26 protein-coding genes are annotated in these 18,956 nt (G+C 40.4%); 18 read left to right on the top strand and 8 right to left on the bottom strand.

The genetic code is table 11. The features are described from left to right. The first annotated feature begins 17 nt into the window (after nucleotides 1–17). On the top strand, nucleotides 18–641 hold the full coding sequence (locus GPS65_RS11440; protein WP_119125023.1) for a lysophospholipid acyltransferase family protein: 624 nt from the start codon (nucleotides 18–20) through the stop codon (nucleotides 639–641). Between the two features lie 36 nt (nucleotides 642–677). Here the strand turns inward: GPS65_RS11440 and trhA are convergent, their stop codons facing one another. Then, on the bottom strand, nucleotides 678–1,316 hold the full coding sequence (gene trhA / locus GPS65_RS11435) for a PAQR family membrane homeostasis protein TrhA (protein WP_012010303.1): 639 nt from the start codon (nucleotides 1,314–1,316) through the stop codon (nucleotides 678–680). Nucleotides 1,317–1,330: 14 nt separating this feature from the next. After that, the gene (locus tag GPS65_RS11430) at nucleotides 1,331–2,299 is read right to left on the bottom strand and encodes a sigma 54-interacting transcriptional regulator (RefSeq protein ID WP_012010302.1); all 969 of its coding nucleotides are present in this window, start codon (nucleotides 2,297–2,299) and stop codon (nucleotides 1,331–1,333) included. 181 nt (nucleotides 2,300–2,480) lie between these two features. Here GPS65_RS11430 and ilvA point away from each other — a divergent pair, with 181 nt between their 5' ends. The 7 genes from ilvA to ypmT all read left to right on the top strand — a co-directional run bounded on the left by ilvA (nucleotide 2,481) and on the right by ypmT (nucleotide 7,309). Further along, on the top strand, nucleotides 2,481–3,749 hold the full coding sequence (gene ilvA / locus GPS65_RS11425; protein ID WP_012010301.1) for a threonine ammonia-lyase IlvA: 1,269 nt from the start codon (nucleotides 2,481–2,483) through the stop codon (nucleotides 3,747–3,749). A 36-nt stretch (nucleotides 3,750–3,785) separates the two neighbouring features. Continuing rightward, nucleotides 3,786–4,037, top strand: a complete 252-nt coding sequence (locus tag GPS65_RS11420) for a YpmP family protein (protein WP_012010300.1) — start codon at nucleotides 3,786–3,788, stop codon at nucleotides 4,035–4,037. 187 nt (nucleotides 4,038–4,224) lie between these two features. Then, nucleotides 4,225–5,067 carry a DegV family protein gene (locus GPS65_RS11415; protein WP_012010299.1) on the top strand — a complete coding sequence of 281 codons (843 nt, stop codon included), beginning with the start codon at nucleotides 4,225–4,227 and terminating at the stop codon, nucleotides 5,065–5,067. A 24-nt stretch (nucleotides 5,068–5,091) separates the two neighbouring features. Then, nucleotides 5,092–5,682, top strand: coding sequence for an SCO family protein (locus tag GPS65_RS11410; RefSeq protein WP_088001637.1), 591 nt, complete (start codon nucleotides 5,092–5,094; stop codon nucleotides 5,680–5,682). 69 nt (nucleotides 5,683–5,751) lie between these two features. Next, nucleotides 5,752–6,513 (top strand): SGNH/GDSL hydrolase family protein, encoded by a 762-nt coding sequence (locus tag GPS65_RS11405; protein WP_238389093.1) that lies wholly within the window; start codon nucleotides 5,752–5,754, stop codon nucleotides 6,511–6,513. Between the two features lie 9 nt (nucleotides 6,514–6,522). Then, a complete protein-coding gene (locus GPS65_RS11400; protein WP_012010296.1) occupies nucleotides 6,523–7,089 on the top strand; it encodes a YpmS family protein in 567 nt (188 codons plus the stop codon). Between the two features lie 22 nt (nucleotides 7,090–7,111). Then, nucleotides 7,112–7,309, top strand: coding sequence for a protein YpmT (gene ypmT / locus GPS65_RS11395; RefSeq protein WP_012010295.1), 198 nt, complete (start codon nucleotides 7,112–7,114; stop codon nucleotides 7,307–7,309). A 32-nt stretch (nucleotides 7,310–7,341) separates the two neighbouring features. On the opposite strand, the gene GPS65_RS11390 is transcribed toward ypmT, so the two are convergent. The 3 genes from GPS65_RS11390 to GPS65_RS11380 form a co-directional block, all read right to left on the bottom strand. Continuing rightward, nucleotides 7,342–8,007, bottom strand: coding sequence for a DUF4397 domain-containing protein (locus GPS65_RS11390; protein ID WP_119125021.1), 666 nt, complete (start codon nucleotides 8,005–8,007; stop codon nucleotides 7,342–7,344). Nucleotides 8,008–8,127: 120 nt separating this feature from the next. Further along, nucleotides 8,128–8,388, bottom strand: a complete 261-nt coding sequence (locus GPS65_RS11385; protein WP_012010293.1) for a hypothetical protein — start codon at nucleotides 8,386–8,388, stop codon at nucleotides 8,128–8,130. 54 nt (nucleotides 8,389–8,442) lie between these two features. Next, complete coding sequence (locus tag GPS65_RS11380) at nucleotides 8,443–8,856, bottom strand: MarR family transcriptional regulator (RefSeq protein WP_370339267.1); 414 nt, start codon at nucleotides 8,854–8,856, stop codon at nucleotides 8,443–8,445. A gap of 155 nt (nucleotides 8,857–9,011) precedes the next feature. Here GPS65_RS11380 and msrA point away from each other — a divergent pair, with 155 nt between their 5' ends. Together msrA and msrB are read left to right on the top strand one after the other, a co-directional pair. Then, complete coding sequence (msrA, locus tag GPS65_RS11375) at nucleotides 9,012–9,548, top strand: peptide-methionine (S)-S-oxide reductase MsrA (RefSeq protein WP_119125020.1); 537 nt, start codon at nucleotides 9,012–9,014, stop codon at nucleotides 9,546–9,548. Next, nucleotides 9,545–9,976, top strand: a complete 432-nt coding sequence (gene msrB / locus GPS65_RS11370; protein WP_012010290.1) for a peptide-methionine (R)-S-oxide reductase MsrB — start codon at nucleotides 9,545–9,547, stop codon at nucleotides 9,974–9,976. Before msrA ends, msrB begins: the two co-directional genes overlap by 4 nt. A gap of 51 nt (nucleotides 9,977–10,027) precedes the next feature. On the opposite strand, the gene GPS65_RS11365 is transcribed toward msrB, so the two are convergent. Further along, nucleotides 10,028–11,056 (bottom strand): SDR family NAD(P)-dependent oxidoreductase, encoded by a 1,029-nt coding sequence (locus GPS65_RS11365; protein ID WP_119125019.1) that lies wholly within the window; start codon nucleotides 11,054–11,056, stop codon nucleotides 10,028–10,030. A gap of 243 nt (nucleotides 11,057–11,299) precedes the next feature. On the opposite strand from GPS65_RS11365, the gene GPS65_RS11360 reads away from it, so the two are divergent. Continuing rightward, the gene (locus GPS65_RS11360; protein ID WP_119125018.1) at nucleotides 11,300–12,016 is read left to right on the top strand and encodes an acylneuraminate cytidylyltransferase family protein; all 717 of its coding nucleotides are present in this window, start codon (nucleotides 11,300–11,302) and stop codon (nucleotides 12,014–12,016) included. A gap of 34 nt (nucleotides 12,017–12,050) precedes the next feature. Here the strand turns inward: GPS65_RS11360 and GPS65_RS11355 are convergent, their stop codons facing one another. Together GPS65_RS11355 and GPS65_RS11350 are read right to left on the bottom strand one after the other, a co-directional pair. Beyond that, complete coding sequence (locus GPS65_RS11355; RefSeq protein WP_119125017.1) at nucleotides 12,051–13,013, bottom strand: CgeB family protein; 963 nt, start codon at nucleotides 13,011–13,013, stop codon at nucleotides 12,051–12,053. A 15-nt stretch (nucleotides 13,014–13,028) separates the two neighbouring features. After that, nucleotides 13,029–13,430 carry a hypothetical protein gene (locus GPS65_RS11350; RefSeq protein WP_012010286.1) on the bottom strand — a complete coding sequence of 134 codons (402 nt, stop codon included), beginning with the start codon at nucleotides 13,428–13,430 and terminating at the stop codon, nucleotides 13,029–13,031. A 207-nt stretch (nucleotides 13,431–13,637) separates the two neighbouring features. Here GPS65_RS11350 and cgeC point away from each other — a divergent pair, with 207 nt between their 5' ends. The 7 genes from cgeC (at nucleotide 13,638) to GPS65_RS11320 (ending at nucleotide 18,911) form a co-directional block, all read left to right on the top strand. Then, a complete protein-coding gene (gene cgeC, locus GPS65_RS11345; protein WP_144457540.1) occupies nucleotides 13,638–13,958 on the top strand; it encodes a spore maturation protein CgeC in 321 nt (106 codons plus the stop codon). A 17-nt stretch (nucleotides 13,959–13,975) separates the two neighbouring features. Continuing rightward, nucleotides 13,976–15,271, top strand: a complete 1,296-nt coding sequence (locus tag GPS65_RS11340) for a glycosyltransferase family 2 protein (RefSeq protein WP_119125015.1) — start codon at nucleotides 13,976–13,978, stop codon at nucleotides 15,269–15,271. Between the two features lie 13 nt (nucleotides 15,272–15,284). Beyond that, entirely contained in the window at nucleotides 15,285–15,413 is a 129-nt protein-coding gene (locus GPS65_RS19630; protein WP_260857661.1) for a hypothetical protein, read from the top strand. A 16-nt stretch (nucleotides 15,414–15,429) separates the two neighbouring features. After that, a complete protein-coding gene (locus tag GPS65_RS11335; RefSeq protein ID WP_119125014.1) occupies nucleotides 15,430–16,806 on the top strand; it encodes a sigma-54 interaction domain-containing protein in 1,377 nt (458 codons plus the stop codon). A 117-nt stretch (nucleotides 16,807–16,923) separates the two neighbouring features. Beyond that, nucleotides 16,924–18,324: a lysine 2,3-aminomutase gene (gene kamA / locus GPS65_RS11330; RefSeq protein WP_144482121.1), complete on the top strand. Its 1,401-nt coding sequence runs from the start codon at nucleotides 16,924–16,926 to the stop codon at nucleotides 18,322–18,324. A 2-nt stretch (nucleotides 18,325–18,326) separates the two neighbouring features. Beyond that, the gene (locus tag GPS65_RS11325) at nucleotides 18,327–18,608 is read left to right on the top strand and encodes a YokU family protein (RefSeq protein WP_012010281.1); all 282 of its coding nucleotides are present in this window, start codon (nucleotides 18,327–18,329) and stop codon (nucleotides 18,606–18,608) included. Nucleotides 18,609–18,686: 78 nt separating this feature from the next. Next, complete coding sequence (locus GPS65_RS11320; protein WP_088001623.1) at nucleotides 18,687–18,911, top strand: YozE family protein; 225 nt, start codon at nucleotides 18,687–18,689, stop codon at nucleotides 18,909–18,911. The last annotated feature ends 45 nt before the right edge of the window (nucleotides 18,912–18,956 follow it).

Genomic DNA, 18,956 nt, shown 5'->3' with positions numbered 1-18,956 from the left:
GAGTAGGAGGAGTACGGTTGTTTCGTTATTGGTTTTTAACGATTTATGTTGTTGTATCCTTTTTTAAAAGTATGAGGCATTTGCATGCCCATGAATTAACTGATCCGCGCATTTCCTATACGAAACGAATGCATCTCATACATGAGCATGCGAAAAGGTTTGCCCGGGGCTGTATTGATCAGTCAGGATCAGTCATGACCATTCACCAGCAAAAGAAGCTGCCGGATGGGCCCGTTATTTATATCACGCAAGCACTGAATCCAGTTACGATGACATTATTAATTGGCCATCTTGAAAAACCACTTGCTTTTATGGCAAAGCCGAATCTTTTTCGATATCCCATTTTAAAACAATGGCTGAAAAAGATGGCGGTTATTCGCCAGAATCAATCTGACGATGCCTTATTAGAAGAAGCGAAGGAAAGAATCTTATCTGGTCAGAGTGTATTGCTTTCAGAAGCACAGCGCCACATGGCAGAGGCACTTGCTGAAGATTGTGATTGTCCGGTTGTACCGATTGAAACAAGTGGAACAGATCGTCTATTAACTGGTAAAGTCGTAAAAAGACTGCATCCTGTGAATGTTGATATTCATATTAAAGCACCTGTCATGATGAGCGATTACGCCCAAAAGCGGGCATAGAAAAACCAGCATCCGAGAAGTGGATGCTGGTTTTTTTCATGCAGCAGGAATGTTCACACAGTAGAACAGAATGCAGAAGAACATTGATGCACTACCGCCCAGAACAAAGCTGTGCCAAATCGCATGATGATAGGGGATTTTCCGCCAAATATAAAAGATCGTTCCTACCGAATACAATAGACCGCCTAACAGTAAGAGGCCAAACCCTGGACCTGTTAACCCAATGTAAAGTGGTTTGATGGCAATGATAATCATCCAGCCCATTAATAAATAAACGAGGGTAGATACAATGATAAACCGTTTGACGAAAAAGATTTTAAAGACAATTCCGCCAGCAGCAAGAGCCCATACAATCGCAAGAAGCGTATAGCCGAGTGCACCTTTTAATGGTCCGAGTAAAAAAGGCGTATATGTACCAGCGATCAATACATAAATAGCCGAGTGGTCGAGAATTTCAAATACATCTTTTGTTTTTTTATGCCGAATGCTATGAAGCAAGGTCGAGCTTAAATAGAGCAGTAGCATGGATGCACCAAATATTGAAAAGCTCACGATCTCTGTGACAGTGCCGTATTGAACAGCGAATAACACGAGAAAAACAATGGCTGGAATGGATAAAATCACACCAATGCCATGTGTAATGGCGTTTGCAATTTCTTCTTTTACAGTAAACAATGGATGTCCTCCTTTTATTGAACCGGTATATAACCATCAAGTGACTTTAGGAATGACAGACCTTCAAGTGTAATCTTTGTGCCGGCCCTGCCTTTTCCTTTCGTCACGTATGCTTTTTTCTCAAGGTCATCTAATCGGCTCCTCACCTGCTGAGGGGTCAGCGGGATGTCGCCTTGTTTGCTTAACTCAGACAAGATGCGCCTGCTAGCAGCTTCACCTTTCTCATTGAGAGATTTAATAGCTTCTAGCAGGAAAACAAACTCTTGCTTTTCCATTAGTGTGAGCTGGTGTTCTTCCTTTTTTCCTTTTACCTCTGGTGAAAGAGGGGTTAACACAAAGGGCGGCAGGTGGTGTAAAAATACCGTTTGCCCCTCGAGAATGACTGCAGCATATTGAACGATATTTTTAAGTTCCTGGACGTTTCCTTCAAACGGATACTCCTGCAAGGTTTCCCAAACACTTGGATCAATATCAGGTGTCATGCTCAGCTCCTGAAAGAAAGCAGTTGTTAACACAGGAATGTCTGTTTTTCGATCTGCTAATGACGGCAAAGGCAAATGGAAAACATTTAAGCGATAAAACAGTTCAGGTAAAAAGGTAGATGAAACCCTCAATGCCTCTATTGATAAAGACGAAGTGGCAATGATTTTTGTTGCAGGAGAAATTTCTAGAAAACGAATGACCTGATGCTGCATTGGAATACTTAATGAGGCAATTTCGTCTAAATAAAGAATTTGACGGGTTTTTTCCGTGAAGGCTTTCTGCAACGTAGCTTCATCTAGGATGGGACAATATAGATGTGTCAGTGAAGCGTTTGAAGCCGATGCATGAGCAATTTCATAGGCAAATCGCGTTTTGCCTGTGCCGATTTCTCCTGTGATCAAGACTGGCTGTTCGTGTTTTGTGAATTGCTTTGCTAGGTGAATGGCACGCTTTATTTCTTGATGCTCTCCATATATAGACGTAAACGAATGAGTGGTCATCGGGTGATTCCTTTCTTTATGGTTCTAATTGGTTCAATTGTAACACCCAATAAAACCAAATGTACAGAGAAACGAAAAAGTTTATAAAATTTATACTTGATCCATGATCTATTGGTTTATTTTTTGAATATTCATGTTATAATGACAAATTAAATAAGGTTAAAGAGAAAGGATCTTGTACATGAAACCGTTGCTCAAAGAAAACACGCTAATTCAAGTGAAAGATATTTTAAAGGCCCATCAAAATTTGAAGGATGTAGTCATTCATACACCTCTTCAAAAAAATGAGCGACTTTCTGAACGATATGAATGTAATGTCTACTTAAAAAGAGAGGACCTTCAAGTAGTTCGTTCCTTTAAATTAAGAGGCGCTTTTAATAAAATGAGCCAGCTTCCAAAAGATAAACTAAAAAACGGCATTGTCTGCGCAAGTGCAGGAAATCACGCACAAGGGGTTGCCTATTCTTGTAAATATCTAGGTATCCACGGAAAAATCTTTATGCCTGCTACGACACCAAGGCAAAAAGTATCTCAAGTGGAGCTTTTCGGAAAAGAATATGTTGAAATTATCTTAACCGGAGATACGTTCGATGATTCATATCATGAAGCAGTGAAATGCGGAGATGAAGAAAAGCGTGAATTTATCCATCCGTTTGATGATTTGGATGTGATGGCAGGACAAGGAACGACTGCTGTAGAAATATTAAATGATATCGAAGTGGAGCCTCACTTTTTATTTGCAAGTGTTGGAGGTGGAGGTTTGTTATCTGGAGTGGGTACATATATTAAAAATATCGCCCCAGAAACCGAAATCATCGCAGTCGAACCGCTTGGCGCAGCATCACTCCATGCTTCCCATGAAAAGGGCAAGGTTGTGACACTTGATTCCATTGATAAGTTTGTAGACGGAGCAGCGGTTCAGCGGATTGGCGAAAAGACGTTTACATCTCTACAGTCTGTTGTTGATAAAATTAGTCTTGTACCTGAAGGGAAAGTATGTACAACCATTTTAGAGCTTTATAATCAATGTGCGATTGTAGCAGAGCCGGCAGGTGCACTTCCGATCGCAGCGCTTGATGCTCACCGCGAGGAGATTAAAGGGAAAAATGTTGTCTGTATTGTCAGTGGAGGAAATAATGACATTGGCAGAATGCAAGAAATCAAAGAACGGTCGATGATTTATGAAGGGCTTCAACATTATTTCATTGTCAATTTTCCGCAAAGAGCAGGTGCGCTTCGGGAATTTTTAGATGAAGTATTAGGGCCAAATGATGATATTTCCCGCTTTGAATATACGAAAAAGAATAACCGAAGCAAAGGACCTGCGCTTGTTGGCATCGAATTGAAGGAAAGAGATGACTATACGGCGCTCATTGAACGGATGAATAAAAAAGGATTCCATTATGTTGAAGTGAATAAAGATCAAGATTTATTCCACCTATTTATTTAGGCTTAACAGAACATGGGAAAAGAGGATTGATCGTTTGTGCTGCTCAAAACAATATGTTTTAGACGGATGGATGGAGCTCAGATCAAGGTAACAGAAGTTCCTGTACTAAAGGGAGATGAGCCGCATTGTTTCATGCTCACCTTTAGACTTGAAGCTTTCTTGAAAAAAGTCTATGTATCTAAAGGAAAGAGGGCTGTGTACTCTTTCAGAGAGGATGTGAAACGTAACGTCAAGTGGAGCACATATGAGCAGATCTATCAGGAGCCTACACTGAAACACAATGCGTAAAAAGGAATCTTTGTCAAAGGGAGTGAGCGGCTGTTTTGAAATGGCTGCTGCTCAGCTTGGCAAGGATTTTTTTCATGCAACCAAGAAAATGTGACAATTTCAAAAACGTTCTGACAGTTGTTTTCAACTATGCGTGAAATAAGGTAATATCATATGTAAAGACTAAGACAGCAAGGATGAGACGATAGTGAAACAAATTAAAATTGTAACAGATTCTACTGTGGACCTTCCGCAAGAAAAAATCAATGATCTTTCGATTCACGTAATTCCGCTCAATATCTCCATTTCTGGGGTTGATTATATTGACAGAGTGAATATACAGCCAGATGAATTTATTGAAAAAATGGAGGCCGCTGAAGAATTGCCGAAAACGTCTCAACCTGCGATCGGTCAATTCGTCGAGTTATATGAAAAGCTAACGGCAGATGGAAGCGAAGTCATTAGTATCCATTTAACGGGCGGAATGAGTGGTACAGTTCAAACTGCTGAAAGCGCTTCGAAAATGGTAGACGGAAACATTACCGTGATTGATTCAAACTTTATTTCCTATGGATTAGGATTTCAAGTCACCAAAGCAGCCGAACTTGCACAAAATGGTGCAAGCCGCGAAGACATTATTAAAGAAATGGATAAAATCCGCCTTGAAACAAAGCTATTTGTCACAATCGATACATTAGAAAATCTCGTGAAAGGTGGAAGAATTGGAAGAGGGAAGGCGCTGATCGGCTCACTTCTTCACATCAAACCAATTGCCAGCTTAACAGACGGGGTATATACGCCGGAAGCGAATGTGAGAAGCTATTCTGCTCTTGTCCGCTATTTAACCAAACAGTATGTACAGGCGGTGAAAGGAAAAACAGTTCAAGCCATTGGGATAGCGCATGCAGATGCATTAGAACTCGCTGAAAAGCTCAAATCAGCGCTGCTTGATCATACACCTGAAGCTCTTGTCGACATCGCCTACACTACTCCGATTATTTCGTGTCACACTGGAAAGGGCGCAATAGGTTTTACTTTTTATACCGATTGATTTGAAAAAGGGGATGGACGTGTCATGCTTAACAAAAGGGGAGCCTCACTTGGTGCGCTTATGATCATAAGCGTGCTTCTTTTAGTCTCATGTTCAAATGGACAAATCAAAGATGCGTTAAATTATCAAATACAGCCGTTTGAGTATGAAAATCAGGATGGACAAAAGGTGTCGTTAGATGATTTAAAGGGGAAAGTATGGGTGGCAGATTTTATATTCACAAGCTGTGAAACGATCTGTCCGCCGATGACCGCGCATATGACAGAGCTGCAAAAACGGTTAAAAGAAGAAAAATTGGATGCACGTATCATTTCCTTTAGCGTGGACCCGGAGGTAGATTCACCGAAAAAGCTAAAAGAATTTGCAAAAGCATATCCTTTATCCTTTAAAAATTGGGATTTCCTCACTGGCTATTCACAGTCTGCGATCGAAAAATTCGCAATGAAAAGCTTTAAAACCATTGTGAAGAAACCTGAAGATGAAGACCAAGTGATTCATCAGTCATTGTTTTTTCTAGTTGATCAAGAAGGAAAAGTGATGAAAAATTATGATGGTGTACAAAACACGCCATATGATGACATCATCAAGGACATCAAAACGCTGATCCGAAGCTAGCATAAAGATGTTCAAATGAGCAAAAACATGATACACTTTTTTAATCAGAAAAAGGAGGGACATCATCGTTTGAAGGCTCGTTTGATTTTGATTGTGATGTCTCTAGCTTTTGTTCTTTCTGCATGTTCCGCGCAAGAGGCTGGCATAAAGGATAAACTAGAAGACACACAAGACGTAAAAGAACATATTACCATCGCAGCGGTTGGAGATTCCTTAACAGAAGGAATCGGAGATCAACAAAAAAAAGGATATGCAGGCATGACCCGTGATAAGCTAGAAGCGGTGGACGGCGTGCAATCTGTCACATTAAAAAACTATGCCATTAAAGGCAGTAGAACGGTAGATTTATTAAAAAGATTAAAAGAAAAAAAGGTGCAAGAGGGTCTGAAAGATGCTGACTATATCTTCTTTACGATCGGCGGCAATGATTTAATGCATGTCGTTCGTCAAAATGTACTCAATTTGACGTTTGCTCCTTTTCAAAAAGAGCAGGGGCCTTTTGAGGAGCGCTTTAAAACCATTCTTGCTCAACTGAGAGAACATAATGACCATGCGAAGATCATGTATGTAAGCATGTATAATCCTTTTAAATTCAGTCTCACTGAGCTGAAAGACATTGATGAAGTCGTCAAAGACTGGAATGCCGTCGCCAAAAAAGAACTAAAAAAAGACGGCAACGCTAAAATGATCAACGTAGCAGATTTATTTGAGGAAGATTCTGATGAAAAATTACTGGCAGATGATGATTTCCACCCAAACCAAAAGGGGTACTCTCTTATGGCAAATCGATTATTCTCCAAAGTGAAAAAAGAAGGACTGCCGAAGGAATAGGGTGAACGTATGAAAAAGTGGAAAAGCTTATTTTTTATTTTACTTGCAATCAATCTATTGATTGTACTTGCCTGCGGTATTTTAATGTTGCTGCCAGGCGGTCAATCCGCTTCAACGAAAGAATTGAAAAGCGAGTATTCTTTTAATATATCTAGCTCAAAAGAATCACTCACTAGCTTTATCAATGATTATTTGAAAAATCAAGGGTCAAGTGATATGCCAGACTTTCATGTGGCGATCGATCAAGATGTGAAAGTAACAGGCGCCATTAAAGCTTTCTCTTCGACGATTGATGCAAACGTCTCATTTACGCCAACTGTTGAAGATAATGGTGATGTGCTTTTGAAAGTGGATGGTCTTTCAATTGGTCAATTAAGCATTCCGGTTAGTTTTGTTCTAAGCTACATGGGCCAGTTCTATGAACTGCCAGAATTCGTTCATGTGAAACCGGATCAAAAAACGGTTGAAGTGCGCCTTTCAGAAATGCCACTGACGAATGATATGTATGTGAAAGCGAACAAAATTGATCTAGAGAACGATGAAATTGAGTTCTCCTATTATCATCCAAAGCAATAGAAAGTGAGTCAGGAGTGAAATCATGAAGCGAGTCTATCAATATTTTAGTTTACTGTCGTTTTTATTTGCTGCATACTTTGGCATTACAGCTGCCACTGATTTACGAGCAGAAAATATCGATCAGTTTTACTTAAATATTGCCTATTGTGCATTATTTCTAGGTATCATGATTCTTGCTTTTGATTTTCAAAAGCAAGAAAAAGCTGAAGATGTCTCGTAAAAGAGCCTTTCCTCTATGGAAAAGGCTCTTTTTTATATTTGCTGAGACAAGACTACCTTCGCCATAAGCTCTGGCTCTCCGTTAGCAAAACCATGAAGCAGAATGAGATATGCACGATTAGCTTGCAGATGAACTTTTGGAATATCAAGCAATATACTTTGAGTGCCGGCGGCTTTTAATTCAAAATGATATTTATTCGGAGAGAAATGATGAATGTGAGTGCCGTTTACATAGTGAAGCTCCTTTGCCAGCATCCCTTGATCACGTTCATATAGATCAATGGAAGGAAGGTCTGGAGACAGATGGACAAAGGTAAGGGCTGAAAGGTCCTCATGTTGAATCAAAGGGTCTTGCCGCTCTGTGAGTAGCGCAAAACCTGCATGTGCACCTGTGATGCATAAGGTGTAAATCTCGTCACGCTTAATTATCATACGAGAATGAAGAACTCTTTGTTTTGTAGCTAGCTTGAACACTTCTATCTCATACATTCCCTCATCCCACTCCATATAAGCTGTTAATTGGCTGTAAGGTATTTTTTTCAAGACCTCATTTCGGTTCACATATACAGCGAGCTCATTAAGATCTGGGGCAGCGTGAAAGAGCCGAATAAAGGCTTTATTTGCAGGACTGCTCTGAGGGTGCTCGAATCCCGCAGCGAGTGGACGATATGGATATTTATGATAAAAGAGCTGCTGCATGTTATCAATCCCTCCTTTCTTATACGATGGTGTTTTTTGTAGCGTATGCATGTAAAAGGTGATCTGTATAGGCAAATGGGACATAGAAAAAAGCCTGACGTTTTCCGTCAGGCCCGCATGTTAAGAAGGAGAAGAATATTGATGATATTCAGCTAGCTTAATGAACGTTTTTTCATCCTCAATGAGGCCACAAACACCGCACTGGACTTTTATTTGTGGACCTTGATAGCTCATGTGAAAAGGAGAAAGCTGCTCTCCTTCGTATCTTTCAACAACTGCTCCGGTCGCAGGGTCAAGCTTCACAGGTTCTGAAAGCTGCTCAATCAAATTAAAGCGCGTTCTGTTCGTTTTACAGTTTGGACAAAGATAAGGGCTCGTCATGGTTCATTCCACCTCTTTTTATCTGTAGCATGTCCAGAGCGCTAAATTCTATGCTTAATCCTTTTGACTTTTATCCAGCTTTTTAAATAATTTGATCATTGTTTTTAGTTCCTCGTCGTCGAATGATTCAAATCGCTCCATAAAGTATTCTGTTTTCTTTTTCTCAAAATGCTCAGTAATTTCCTTACCCTTATCGGTTAAGTGGATTTTGATGATGCGGCGATCCTCTTTAGAACGGATACGGGTGATCCAGCCCTTTTCTACAAGTGTGTCGGTTACAGCTGTGATATGGCTTGCTGACACTCCTAAAATGGACGCAAATTCCGTTACTTTTTTTGCCCCTTGCTCACGAAGCAGATTTAAAATGAGAAATTCATTCCGAGATAATTCGTTTTCGAGCAGGCTGTTAATCTCATAACGGATCTGCTTAAATACGGTTCTCAGTAAGGTATCCATTTCATACATCATTTTTTTTCTTTGTTCCAATCATTAAACCCCCATTATATTTTAAAATACGACAAAATGCTTTTTGATCATTTAGGTATACAAGTCGTATCATTTTCATTATTTTTCATCATGTTATAATATGATGATACCATTTTTTAAATGAAGGGGGCACTAATATGTCTGAAAAACAAGAATTAGCCACATTTGCAGGAGGCTGTTTCTGGTGTATGGTTAAGCCTTTTGATGAACAGCCGGGCATTATCAAAGTTGAATCAGGGTATACTGGCGGACATACAGTGAAACCGACCTATGAAGAAGTATGTACAAATACAACGGGACATAGAGAAGCGGTTCAAATTACGTTTGATCCAGACGTTTTCCCATATGAAAAGCTATTAGAACTGTATTGGCAGCAAATAGACCCAACAGATGATGGCGGGCAATTTGGTGATAGAGGAGAGTCCTACCGCACAGGTATCTATGTTCATCATGACGAGCAGAGAAAGCTTGCAGAGGCATCGAAAGAGAAGCTGAACGAAAGCGGCATCTTCCAAAAGCCAATCGTAACAGAAATTTTAGATGCTGCTCCTTTTTATCCCGCAGAGGAGTATCATCAGCACTATTATAAAAAGAATAAAATGCATTATGAACGTTATCATGTCGGTTCTGGCAGAGCGGGTTTTATTGAGTCCCATTGGAGTGATAAATCATGACAAACGATAAAGAAAAACGACTAAAAGAATTAAACCGTATGCAGTACGAAGTCACACAGAATAATGGCACGGAGCCGCCATTTCAAAATGAATTTTGGGATCATAAAGAAGAAGGCATTTATGTCGATATCATCTCAGGCAAGCCGCTTTTTTCTTCTTTAGATAAGTTTGATGCCCATTGCGGCTGGCCGAGTTTCACAAAGCCGCTTGAAGATGAGGAAGTAGCGGAGAAAGTGGATAAAAGCCATGGGATGGTGCGGACAGAGGTACGCAGCAAGACAGCTGATTCTCATCTAGGCCATGTCTTTCCTGATGGACCTGGACCAAATGGTCTTCGGTATTGTATTAACTCAGCCGCTTTGAAGTTTATCCCAAAAGATGATCTTGAAAAAGAAGGCTATGGGGATTTGAAACATCTATTTGATTGATCTATTGAAAAATCGTCACATGGAAAGCATCTGCTTCCATGTGACGATTTTTTATTTTTTATGATGCGTGTGATGTAATTGTTCAATGATGTGGAACAGCTTTTCTTTTGTAATGAGAGGCGCTTCATTGGATGTGTAATTGGTTAAGTCGACTTTTTGAAAGTCAGGATGACGTTTGGGCCTTGGCAAAATGGCATAAAATTGTTCATGCTCAAATAGTGCATCTGCTTCGTGCTGAAATGTAAGCTCTTCGTGAAGCTTTTCTCCAGGTCTTTTCCCGACAACGAGAATCTCCGGAGATGCGACACTGATTTGATCAGCATATTCTTGAAACGCTTTTAAGAGATCAGCAAGCTGTAATGACTCCATCTTGAGAATGAATGTTTCTCCGCCTTTCATCATGATGGCTGCTTGAAGTGTGAGGGAGACAGCCTCTTCGATGGACATAAAAAAACGTGTCATAAGAGGATCAGTAACAGTCAAAGGTTTTTCATTTAACAACTGCTGGAGCATGATGGGAATGACGGAACCTCTTGATCCAAGCACATTGCCAAAACGCACAGAGCAAAACATCGTTTTTTGGTTCGGATTACATTCGTTTGCTTGGAAAAATAATTTTTCTGAAATTAATTTTGTTGCACCCATGGCATTTGTCGGAGACACTGCTTTGTCAGTTGAGATATTGACAACATGACTGACCTCATGTTCAATCGCAGCCTCAATGACGTGCTGCCCGCCGATAATATTTGTTTGTACGGCTTCAAACGGATTGTCTTCACAAGTAGGTACTTGTTTTAAGGCGGCTGCATGAAAGATGATATCAACGCCTTTGACGAGCTGTCTCACTCGGCTTGCATCTCGTACATCCCCTAAAGCGAAGGCCACTTCTGGGTGATCTGCATACTCATTTTTCATCATGTATTGTTTGCTGTCATCTTTGCTGAAGACGATAATCTTCTTTGGAAAGCATGCTGTTAATTTTTTCACAATTTGACGGCCGATTGAACCTGTACCGCCTGTGACTAATATTGTTTTATCACGAAAAAAAGCCCTCAAATTCTTTTCTATCTTTTTGGACATATCTAATCCCCCAACTCTCATTTCTCTACTTTGCATCATATGTGAAAGAGTGGTATCCGTTTGAGGAAAAGAACCACTTTCTATATAAATTAGGTGAACACATTATAACCATCTGCTTGACGTGTTAATAGAATATGGAGAGATAAGAGAATAAGTAGAAAAACGAGAGACCTGAATACTTCAGTACTGCGATCAGCTCAGGAGAAAATGAAGAGAGCTTTGCGCGAGGGGAGAAGGGAATACATGTATAGGGGAAATCGTATATTAGCCTTGATACCAGCTTTTAGAAGCAGGCGCGATCAGCATGATGAACACATTCGCGTATTGGCGGAGCGGCCGCTCATCTATTGGACCATTCAGCCGTTACTGCAAATGATTGAGTTAGATGAAATCATCGTCTCTACAGAGGATGTCAATACGCAAATCATTTCTTCTCACTACGGAGCCCATGTAATTGAACTGCCAGACAGTCATGTAACAGAACAAACACCGTCACTCATAGCGGTGAAACATGCGCTTGCTTATTTAGAGCGTGAGGGGAAGACATTTGATATTGTTCTATATTTACATCCATCGTCTCCTTTAAGACAGCCGGAAGATATAGAGAAGTGCTTGGAGCTTTTAGTAGAAGGAAGTTATGACTGCATGGCATCTTTTACAGAGGCGTTAGAAAACCCAAATGAGACATGGACATTGCATGAGAATAATGAAGCCACTTTATATAAGGACAATCATTACTTTTTCATGCCAAAAAAAGAGCAGCCATATACGTATGGTCGTTTAAATGGAGCAGTGTATGCTTTTCATGTTCCATATGCAAAAGAATGCATTCATTCCTTTTTAGAAGGATCTGTTGGAGCGTATATTATGGATCCCCAAAAATCACTTGTGGTGAAACAGGAAGAAGACCTTGAGAAAGCGGAGAAAGTCTTATTGGCTCGTAGAGATGCGGAGGGTTAGGCATAAGATGAATTTCAACGAGAAAAGCGCCCTGTCATAGGGCGCTTTTTACGATTTCATAAAGTCTGTGTGGAAATGACTCAAATGTATTCCAGGAAACGACTTGTTCGTAATTGTTTTGTGCGATTGCTTTTCTTTTCACGGCATTTGATCCATAATATTCAACCTGTTCTAGCATATCGTCCTTATCTTTATAAAAAGCGAAGCTTGAAAAGGCTGGAGGCGGTTGTAGATCCGTCAATTGAAAGCTTCCCGCTGCAGCGATATCAAACGCTCTATTGTTCAGGCTTACATTTTGAATCATGGCTTTGTTTTTGTTATAGGCAAATTGAGCTGGTCTGTGCGGATTAAGAACAATCGCTGATTGTTGATAGATTCCCGCCATTTGCTGAGGACTCAGCCAATTGGTCACTAATGTGAGATCTCGATCATGTCTTCGTGACTTATTTAAATGACGATGCCATTCCTTACCTGCTACGAGAATGCGCCATTTTTTCTGCTGTAAGAGTGTATCAATGGCTTTCGTGCGATTGGGATAAGGATAGCCAATGAGTGCAATGTCGTAGATGCACATTTTTTCAGACGATTCGTTTTTTTGAAAAATACGTGTATTTGCCGGAATGGGAAAGTAGTAGGCGTCACCTATGCCCAATTGCTTGTAAAATGGCAAAGCTCCTTCATCAATTGTTAATATGAGCCGCGCATCATGTGCACAAGCAGCTGACACATCTGTATAAAAAGGATCTTCTGTCATCCACAAAACGATCGGGATCTTTTCTTGTTTGAATTGATGAAGTACTTCGCTCGGAACATGATCACCGATCATCATCAAAACAAAATCCGGAGAAAATGTCCGGATTTTGTGCATGTGAGTGGGTAGAGATTCTCGGTTAATCTTTACACATGAAAAGGGGGAATCAATGAAGCTCTCTTCTACCCATTGATCAAACATGTGATAGATTCCGCCGTAGCCAGAGCTGATATAAAGAAGCTTCATGATGACCCTCTCACATTAAGACGTGAACGTAACACTTTCAACTTTATCTACATCTAATAAAGTCGTTGCAGAGCCTGTTGGTGTGACTGAGCTTTCTTGTGTAACAAAGACAACACCTGTTGACGCATCGAATGATACGAATTGAACTGGCCCGATTAAGTCTCCTGAATCAGTGACAATGCTAATGACAGTTCCTGGTGAAAGTCTTGCAAAAATCCATCTTGCTGGCTGAGATACATCGAGTGTTGTAGCAGAATCTGAAGGTGATGCCTCAGCTGCCACTTCACTTAATAAATCATTCAATTTCTCTTCCATTTGAACTCCTCCTTCTTCAAGATTAACTGTTAATGCACGAGTAAGTGGTTTGAAAAACACTTTAAATAGTTCTTTTTTTAATTCGGCACGCTTGTCGTTCATTTTTTCCCCATCCTTTCTTCATCAATTCAAACTCACCCCTATGTATATGCCGTTTATTTTTTTTTGTATAAGCAGAACGCTGATTCCTTGTTCTTTTTAAAATTTAATCACTTCACACATTTTTAAAAATGTTTTCAAATGCTGAGGCTAAATGAAGTGAATCTCATACTCTAGTAAAGATTAAATGTGAAGAGAGAGGGATTATGAATGGAATTTGATCAATTATTAAATGGTTGGAACGAAGAATTACTAGAAGCAGAAGGAGTACTTGAAGTCATCTTGATTTTACTTCTTCTTCGTCTATTAGAAGAAAGTGAGGAAGAGAGTGTGTCAGACATTAAAGAATTACTTCGTCCATGGCTTGAACTTGGCATTCCAGTGCCACGCGTTCATTTAGTCAATGGAGATGTCCTTCAAAACGTAGTTGTTGTGCAGCTCTTTGATTCAGTAGCGGTCTTTAAAAACGCGACAAATCAGCTAAGAGTGAATGTTCCTTACGTGAACATCGTCAGCTGGGGGGCTTTTTAATCTAATTAAAAAGGATAATGATCATGAAAGTATCGGTGATTTTAACAAGTTACAATAAACCTGATTTCATTGATCGTGTGCTAAAGAGTATGATGGAACAAACGTATTCAAATTGGGAGCTTCTCATTATGGATGATGGCTCAGAACAAGACACCATCGAAAAGATCCAGACCTATTTAGAAGATGAGCGCATTCATCTATATTCACGCACGGTTCATCCTGCAAAACGGCTGTTAACTGTACGGTATGCGACGCTCATTAATGAAGCGTTAGCGCGTATAACAGGTGAGCTCATTTGTTATTTAACAGATGATACAGTGTATCAACAAGAACGTTTGCAGAAAATGGTGGATGTTTTTCAGTCGATGCCTCATATAGATATAGTGTATTCCTCGCAGCGGGTCGTGCATGTTGATAAGCAATTAGTCGAGACGATGAGCTTTGTGCGTGAAGCAGACCAAATATTGGAGCATGCGTCCTTTCAAGTGGATCATTGTTCGGTCATGCACAGAAGGCGTTTGCTTCCGCTCATTCATGAAAAATACGGACAATATTGGGATGATGAGGCGAAACACTGGCATCATGCAGATTCTGTTTTTTGGATGAGGCTGAATCAATTTGCTGCGTTTTATCCATTAAGAGATGTGCTTGATACAACGTATAAAACGCCCCATTCCTTTCATCATTTGTTTTCGAGTATGCCGTATGATCTCATTGACGGAACGGTGATTGAAAAGGAAGGGGACTACTACCAAATCGCAAGCGGGAATCTTCATAGAATTGAAAGGTGCTGGGTGAACGAAAAAAATAGGCGCGCCATTCGGGTTCCTTCGTTATGTGCGATGAAATATGAGATAAAAGATATGCTGGCAGTACCCAATTATACAGTTGTCACGGCAGATCATGGGAAGACGTTCTATTATATTGAAGATCAGAAAAAAAGGCGATTTGCTTCAAAGCGTGACGTGCAATATTTTCAGTTTCACTCTAAGGAGATCTATACGATTTCAAATGAACGCCTTCAGATGTATGAAGATGGAGGCATGATTCAAGTGTCTCCAGTATTTCATCCGCCAAACAGGAGGCTCTTTAAATGGAAACAAGAGGTGTATTTACTGATGCATCACACCTTTTGCCGGATTGACCCTGAGGTTGTCAAGCGATTTGCTTTTTATCATCAGCCCATAAATTTATACCCTTCCCAATTTACTTTATTTCAAGAAGGAAAGCCGATCATACCGCTGTATATGGAATCGCTGCAAGAATTCGATATGTCTCTTTATCAAACATCAGGGCGAAAGCACTCCTCATAAGAGGGGTGCTTTTTTGACGCTATTGACAAAAAAAGCAGGAAGTTGCACGGAAAAAGCGAAACATGAAAGGACAGAAGAACGTGTGATGAAGCTGATCAAGCCGCTGAAAATCCGGCAATGGATGCCGGTTTTTCGGCACTGAAAGTGAGGGGGAAAGAATGGGGAAGGTTGTCGAAAGAGCGGATTGGTTTGAATTAATTTTAGAAGCCATTGATGAAGCGATCCATGTTGTAGATGATCAAGGAATGACGATCTTTTACAATCATAATGCTGCTAAGTTTGACTGTTTACAAAAAGAAGAGGTGATTGGTAAGTACATCCTTGATGTGTATCCTTCATTAACAGAAAAAACAAGTACGCTGATGCATGTTTTGAGAACAGGGAAGCCCATATATCATTCGCTGCAAACCTATTTGAATAAAAACGGCGAAAGAATTGAGACCGTCAACACGACATTGCCAATTATTGAAGACAGCCAGTTAATAGGTGCTGTCGAAGTCGCAAAAGATGTATCGAAACTGTCAGCCCTTTCGAATCGTTTAGATCAAAAAAAACGAATACACGATGCGGCTGGAGTAGAACAAATGCACAATTTTTCTTCATTTTTAACAAATGATCCGCTCTTAAATGAAATGCTTGAAAAGGCAAAAAAAGCTGCTGCTTACCCGTCATCAGTTGTTGTCTACGGGGAAACAGGGACAGGGAAAGAAGTGCTCGTTCAAGCCATCGTTCATGAATCTGACCGGAAAAACCAAGTGTTCATTCCGCAAAACTGTGCAGCACTCCCAGAGTCGTTACTTGAGAGCTTATTGTTCGGATCTGTCAAAGGGAGCTATACGGGCGCAATTGATCGCAAGGGGCTCTTTGAATTAGCTGATGGAGGCACGCTTTTTCTTGATGAACTGCAAGCGATGCCGCTCACGCTACAGACAAAATTATTACGTGTGTTAGAGGATGGCGTGGTGCGCCGTATTGGGGATGCAAAAGCGATTCAAGTAGATGTAAGACTCATTACTGCACTCAATATGGACCCATTTGAAGCGGTGAAAAAGCAAATTTTAAGAGAAGACTTATTTTATAGACTGCATGTGTCATCTTTTCATATCCCGCCGCTTCGTGAGAGAAAGCAAGACATCCTGCTACTTTCCCGCCATTTCATTCAAACCTATCATCAGCAGTTTTCAAAAAAAGTCAAACGCCTTTCTGAAGAAACAAAGCAATTGTTTATGGCTCATCACTGGCCGGGGAACGTTCGAGAATTAAAACATACCATTGAGCATGCTGTATTGATGATGCCAAAGGAAGCGGAAGACATTACACCTTCATATCTTCCTGCTCATTTACGTACGCAGAAGCTTGAGGATGAAACACCCGATGCCTCCTTAAAAAGTCAGGTCTCTTCATTTGAACAAACACTTATTCAGGAAGCTTTAAACAAGCATCAAGGCAATATTAAAAAAACTGCCGCAGCTTTAAAAATCCCTCGACAAACGCTGCAATATAAACTGAAGAAATATGCAGATGCCGAAATATAGGCACCACCATCCATTCAATATCAAGGGTAAAGCTCCTTTTATAAAGAAAAGGGGCATTTTCCCATGTTGGCACATAACTTGCATAGTATAAGATGAATGCTGATAGGGGGAATGGATATGAATCAGAAACTATATGAACCGGCACGTCATTGGAAGGACATTGAGCTTTGGAAAGATGTACCTGAGGAAAAATGGAACGACTGGATTTGGCAGCTGACGCATACCGTGAAAACGCTTGAAGATTTAGAGAAAATCGTAAACTTAACAGAAGAGGAAAGAGAAGGGGTGAAGATTTCCACCAAAACCATTCCACTCAACATTACACCCTACTATGCCTCATTGATGAATCCAGACGATCCAAGATGTCCAGTACGTATGCAATCTGTGCCAATTGCTGAAGAGCTTCATAAAACAAAATATGATCTTGAAGACCCTTTGCACGAAGATGAAGACTCACCTGTCCCGGGGTTAACGCATCGATACCCAGATCGTGTGCTCTTTCTTGTAACCAATCAGTGCTCCATGTACTGCCGTTATTGTACGAGAAGACGTTTTTCTGGACAGATCGGTATGGGCGTGCCAAAAAAGCAGTTAGATGCTGCTATTGGATATATTAGGGAAACGCCTGAGGTGCGGGATGTGTTAATTTCCGGCGGAGATGGTCTTTTGATCAACGATCAAGTGCTTGAATACATTTTGAAAAACTTACGAGACATTCCGCACGTTGAAATCATTCGGATAGGTACACGTGCACCGGTCGTCTTTCCGCAACGCATTACAGATGAGCTGTGCGAGATTTTGAAAAAATATCATCCGGTTTGGCTAAATACTCATTTCAATACAAGCATTGAAATTACGAAAGAAGCGAAAGAAGCGTGCGAACGTCTTGTAAATGCTGGCGTGCCTGTAGGTAATCAGGCCGTCATCCTTGCAGGAATTAACGACAGTGTGCCGATTATGAAAAAGCTGATGCACGATCTCGTGATGATACGGGTCAGACCTTATTATATTTATCAGTGTGATTTATCTGAGGGGATTGGCCATTTTAGAACACCAGTATCAAAAGGTCTTGAAATCATTGAAGGCTTAAGAGGACATACGAGCGGCTACGCCGTGCCAAGCTTTGTTGTGGATGCACCAGGAGGCGGGGGAAAGATCGCCTTGCAGCCAAATTATTTATTATCGCACAGCCCTGACAAAGTCGTCCTTCGTAACTTTGAAGGTGTCATCACCTCTTACCCTGAACCAGAGCATTACGTTGCAGGCCAGGCAGATGCGTATTTTAATGAAATTTATGAAGAGAAACAAGACCCGGCAATTGGTATTACTGCACTATTTCAGGATGAAGCGAAATCGTTTACGCCAGAGAATTTAAGCCGGATGAAACGAAGAGAAGCATATGAAACAAATCCTGAGCATGACACACTCAAAAACAAACGTGAAAAACGAGATGAATTAAAAGAGAAAAAATATCAAGCGCAGCTTAAAAAAGATCAAACTGTAAAGGAGGAGAAATAGCCTTGCTGACATGTGATTGGTGTGAGGAAAATAAAGCAAACGCAGAGCAGACAACAGTCTATTGGGAACTGATCACTGGTACACAATCCATTGAAATCATCGAAACACCGTCCATTTCCTGCACGCATTGCGGTATGACATATCAAAAGGATGAGACGGTCAAAGAGATAGAAGATCAATTAATTTTAGTGGATCAGACAAAACTTCCAGAAAAAATTTCATATGAAGAATTAATGAGCATGGAGCGGTTATTAAAGCGAAATTACTTTGACTTTTCATCATAAGTTGTACCTCCGCCTATACAAGTCATCAAATTGCTGTATAATATAACAACAAAATAGAGTGTCGCGGAGGGAAAATAGGTGAAGTCGTTTTACCATTATTTAATGAAGTACAGACATCCAAAACCGAAAGATGAAATCAGCCATTTTGCAAATGCTGCTTATGAGGATCACAGCTTCCCGAAAGCGTCCACTGATTATCATGAGCTGTCTGCCTATTTGGAATTAAATGGCGATTATTTAAGCTCAATGACAACATTTGACGAAGCGTTTGAGCAATATGATGTAGAAGTCAAAAAAAAATAACACACAACCGCTTTTTCCAGATGGGAGAAGCGGTTTTTTGATGAG

It is taken from the genome of Bacillus pumilus, assembly GCF_009937765.1.
GTDB classification, from domain to species: domain Bacteria; phylum Bacillota; class Bacilli; order Bacillales; family Bacillaceae; genus Bacillus; species Bacillus pumilus_O.
Note: the sequence above shows the minus strand (reverse complement) of the source record. Positions and strands in the feature narration are given on the sequence as shown.

What these genes read in the sequence shown, in the direction of transcription:
- GPS65_RS11430 (WP_012010302.1), bottom strand. Translation starts at nt 2,299, where the DNA reads ATGACCACTCATTCGTTTACGTCTATATATGGAGAGCATCAAGAAATA.
- ilvA (WP_012010301.1), top strand. Translation starts at nt 2,481, where the DNA reads ATGAAACCGTTGCTCAAAGAAAACACGCTAATTCAAGTGAAAGATATT.
- GPS65_RS11410 (WP_088001637.1), top strand. Translation starts at nt 5,092, where the DNA reads ATGCTTAACAAAAGGGGAGCCTCACTTGGTGCGCTTATGATCATAAGC.
- GPS65_RS11400 (WP_012010296.1), top strand. Translation starts at nt 6,523, where the DNA reads ATGAAAAAGTGGAAAAGCTTATTTTTTATTTTACTTGCAATCAATCTA.
- ypmT (WP_012010295.1), top strand. Translation starts at nt 7,112, where the DNA reads ATGAAGCGAGTCTATCAATATTTTAGTTTACTGTCGTTTTTATTTGCT.
- GPS65_RS11390 (WP_119125021.1), bottom strand. Translation starts at nt 8,007, where the DNA reads ATGCAGCAGCTCTTTTATCATAAATATCCATATCGTCCACTCGCTGCG.
- GPS65_RS11385 (WP_012010293.1), bottom strand. Translation starts at nt 8,388, where the DNA reads ATGACGAGCCCTTATCTTTGTCCAAACTGTAAAACGAACAGAACGCGC.
- GPS65_RS11380 (WP_370339267.1), bottom strand. Translation starts at nt 8,856, where the DNA reads ATGATGTATGAAATGGATACCTTACTGAGAACCGTATTTAAGCAGATC.
- msrA (WP_119125020.1), top strand. Translation starts at nt 9,012, where the DNA reads ATGTCTGAAAAACAAGAATTAGCCACATTTGCAGGAGGCTGTTTCTGG.
- msrB (WP_012010290.1), top strand. Translation starts at nt 9,545, where the DNA reads ATGACAAACGATAAAGAAAAACGACTAAAAGAATTAAACCGTATGCAG.
- GPS65_RS11365 (WP_119125019.1), bottom strand. Translation starts at nt 11,056, where the DNA reads ATGTCCAAAAAGATAGAAAAGAATTTGAGGGCTTTTTTTCGTGATAAA.
- GPS65_RS11360 (WP_119125018.1), top strand. Translation starts at nt 11,300, where the DNA reads ATGTATAGGGGAAATCGTATATTAGCCTTGATACCAGCTTTTAGAAGC.
- GPS65_RS11355 (WP_119125017.1), bottom strand. Translation starts at nt 13,013, where the DNA reads ATGAAGCTTCTTTATATCAGCTCTGGCTACGGCGGAATCTATCACATG.
- GPS65_RS11350 (WP_012010286.1), bottom strand. Translation starts at nt 13,430, where the DNA reads ATGAACGACAAGCGTGCCGAATTAAAAAAAGAACTATTTAAAGTGTTT.
- cgeC (WP_144457540.1), top strand. Translation starts at nt 13,638, where the DNA reads ATGGAATTTGATCAATTATTAAATGGTTGGAACGAAGAATTACTAGAA.
- GPS65_RS11340 (WP_119125015.1), top strand. Translation starts at nt 13,976, where the DNA reads ATGATCATGAAAGTATCGGTGATTTTAACAAGTTACAATAAACCTGAT.
- GPS65_RS11335 (WP_119125014.1), top strand. Translation starts at nt 15,430, where the DNA reads ATGGGGAAGGTTGTCGAAAGAGCGGATTGGTTTGAATTAATTTTAGAA.
- kamA (WP_144482121.1), top strand. Translation starts at nt 16,924, where the DNA reads ATGAATCAGAAACTATATGAACCGGCACGTCATTGGAAGGACATTGAG.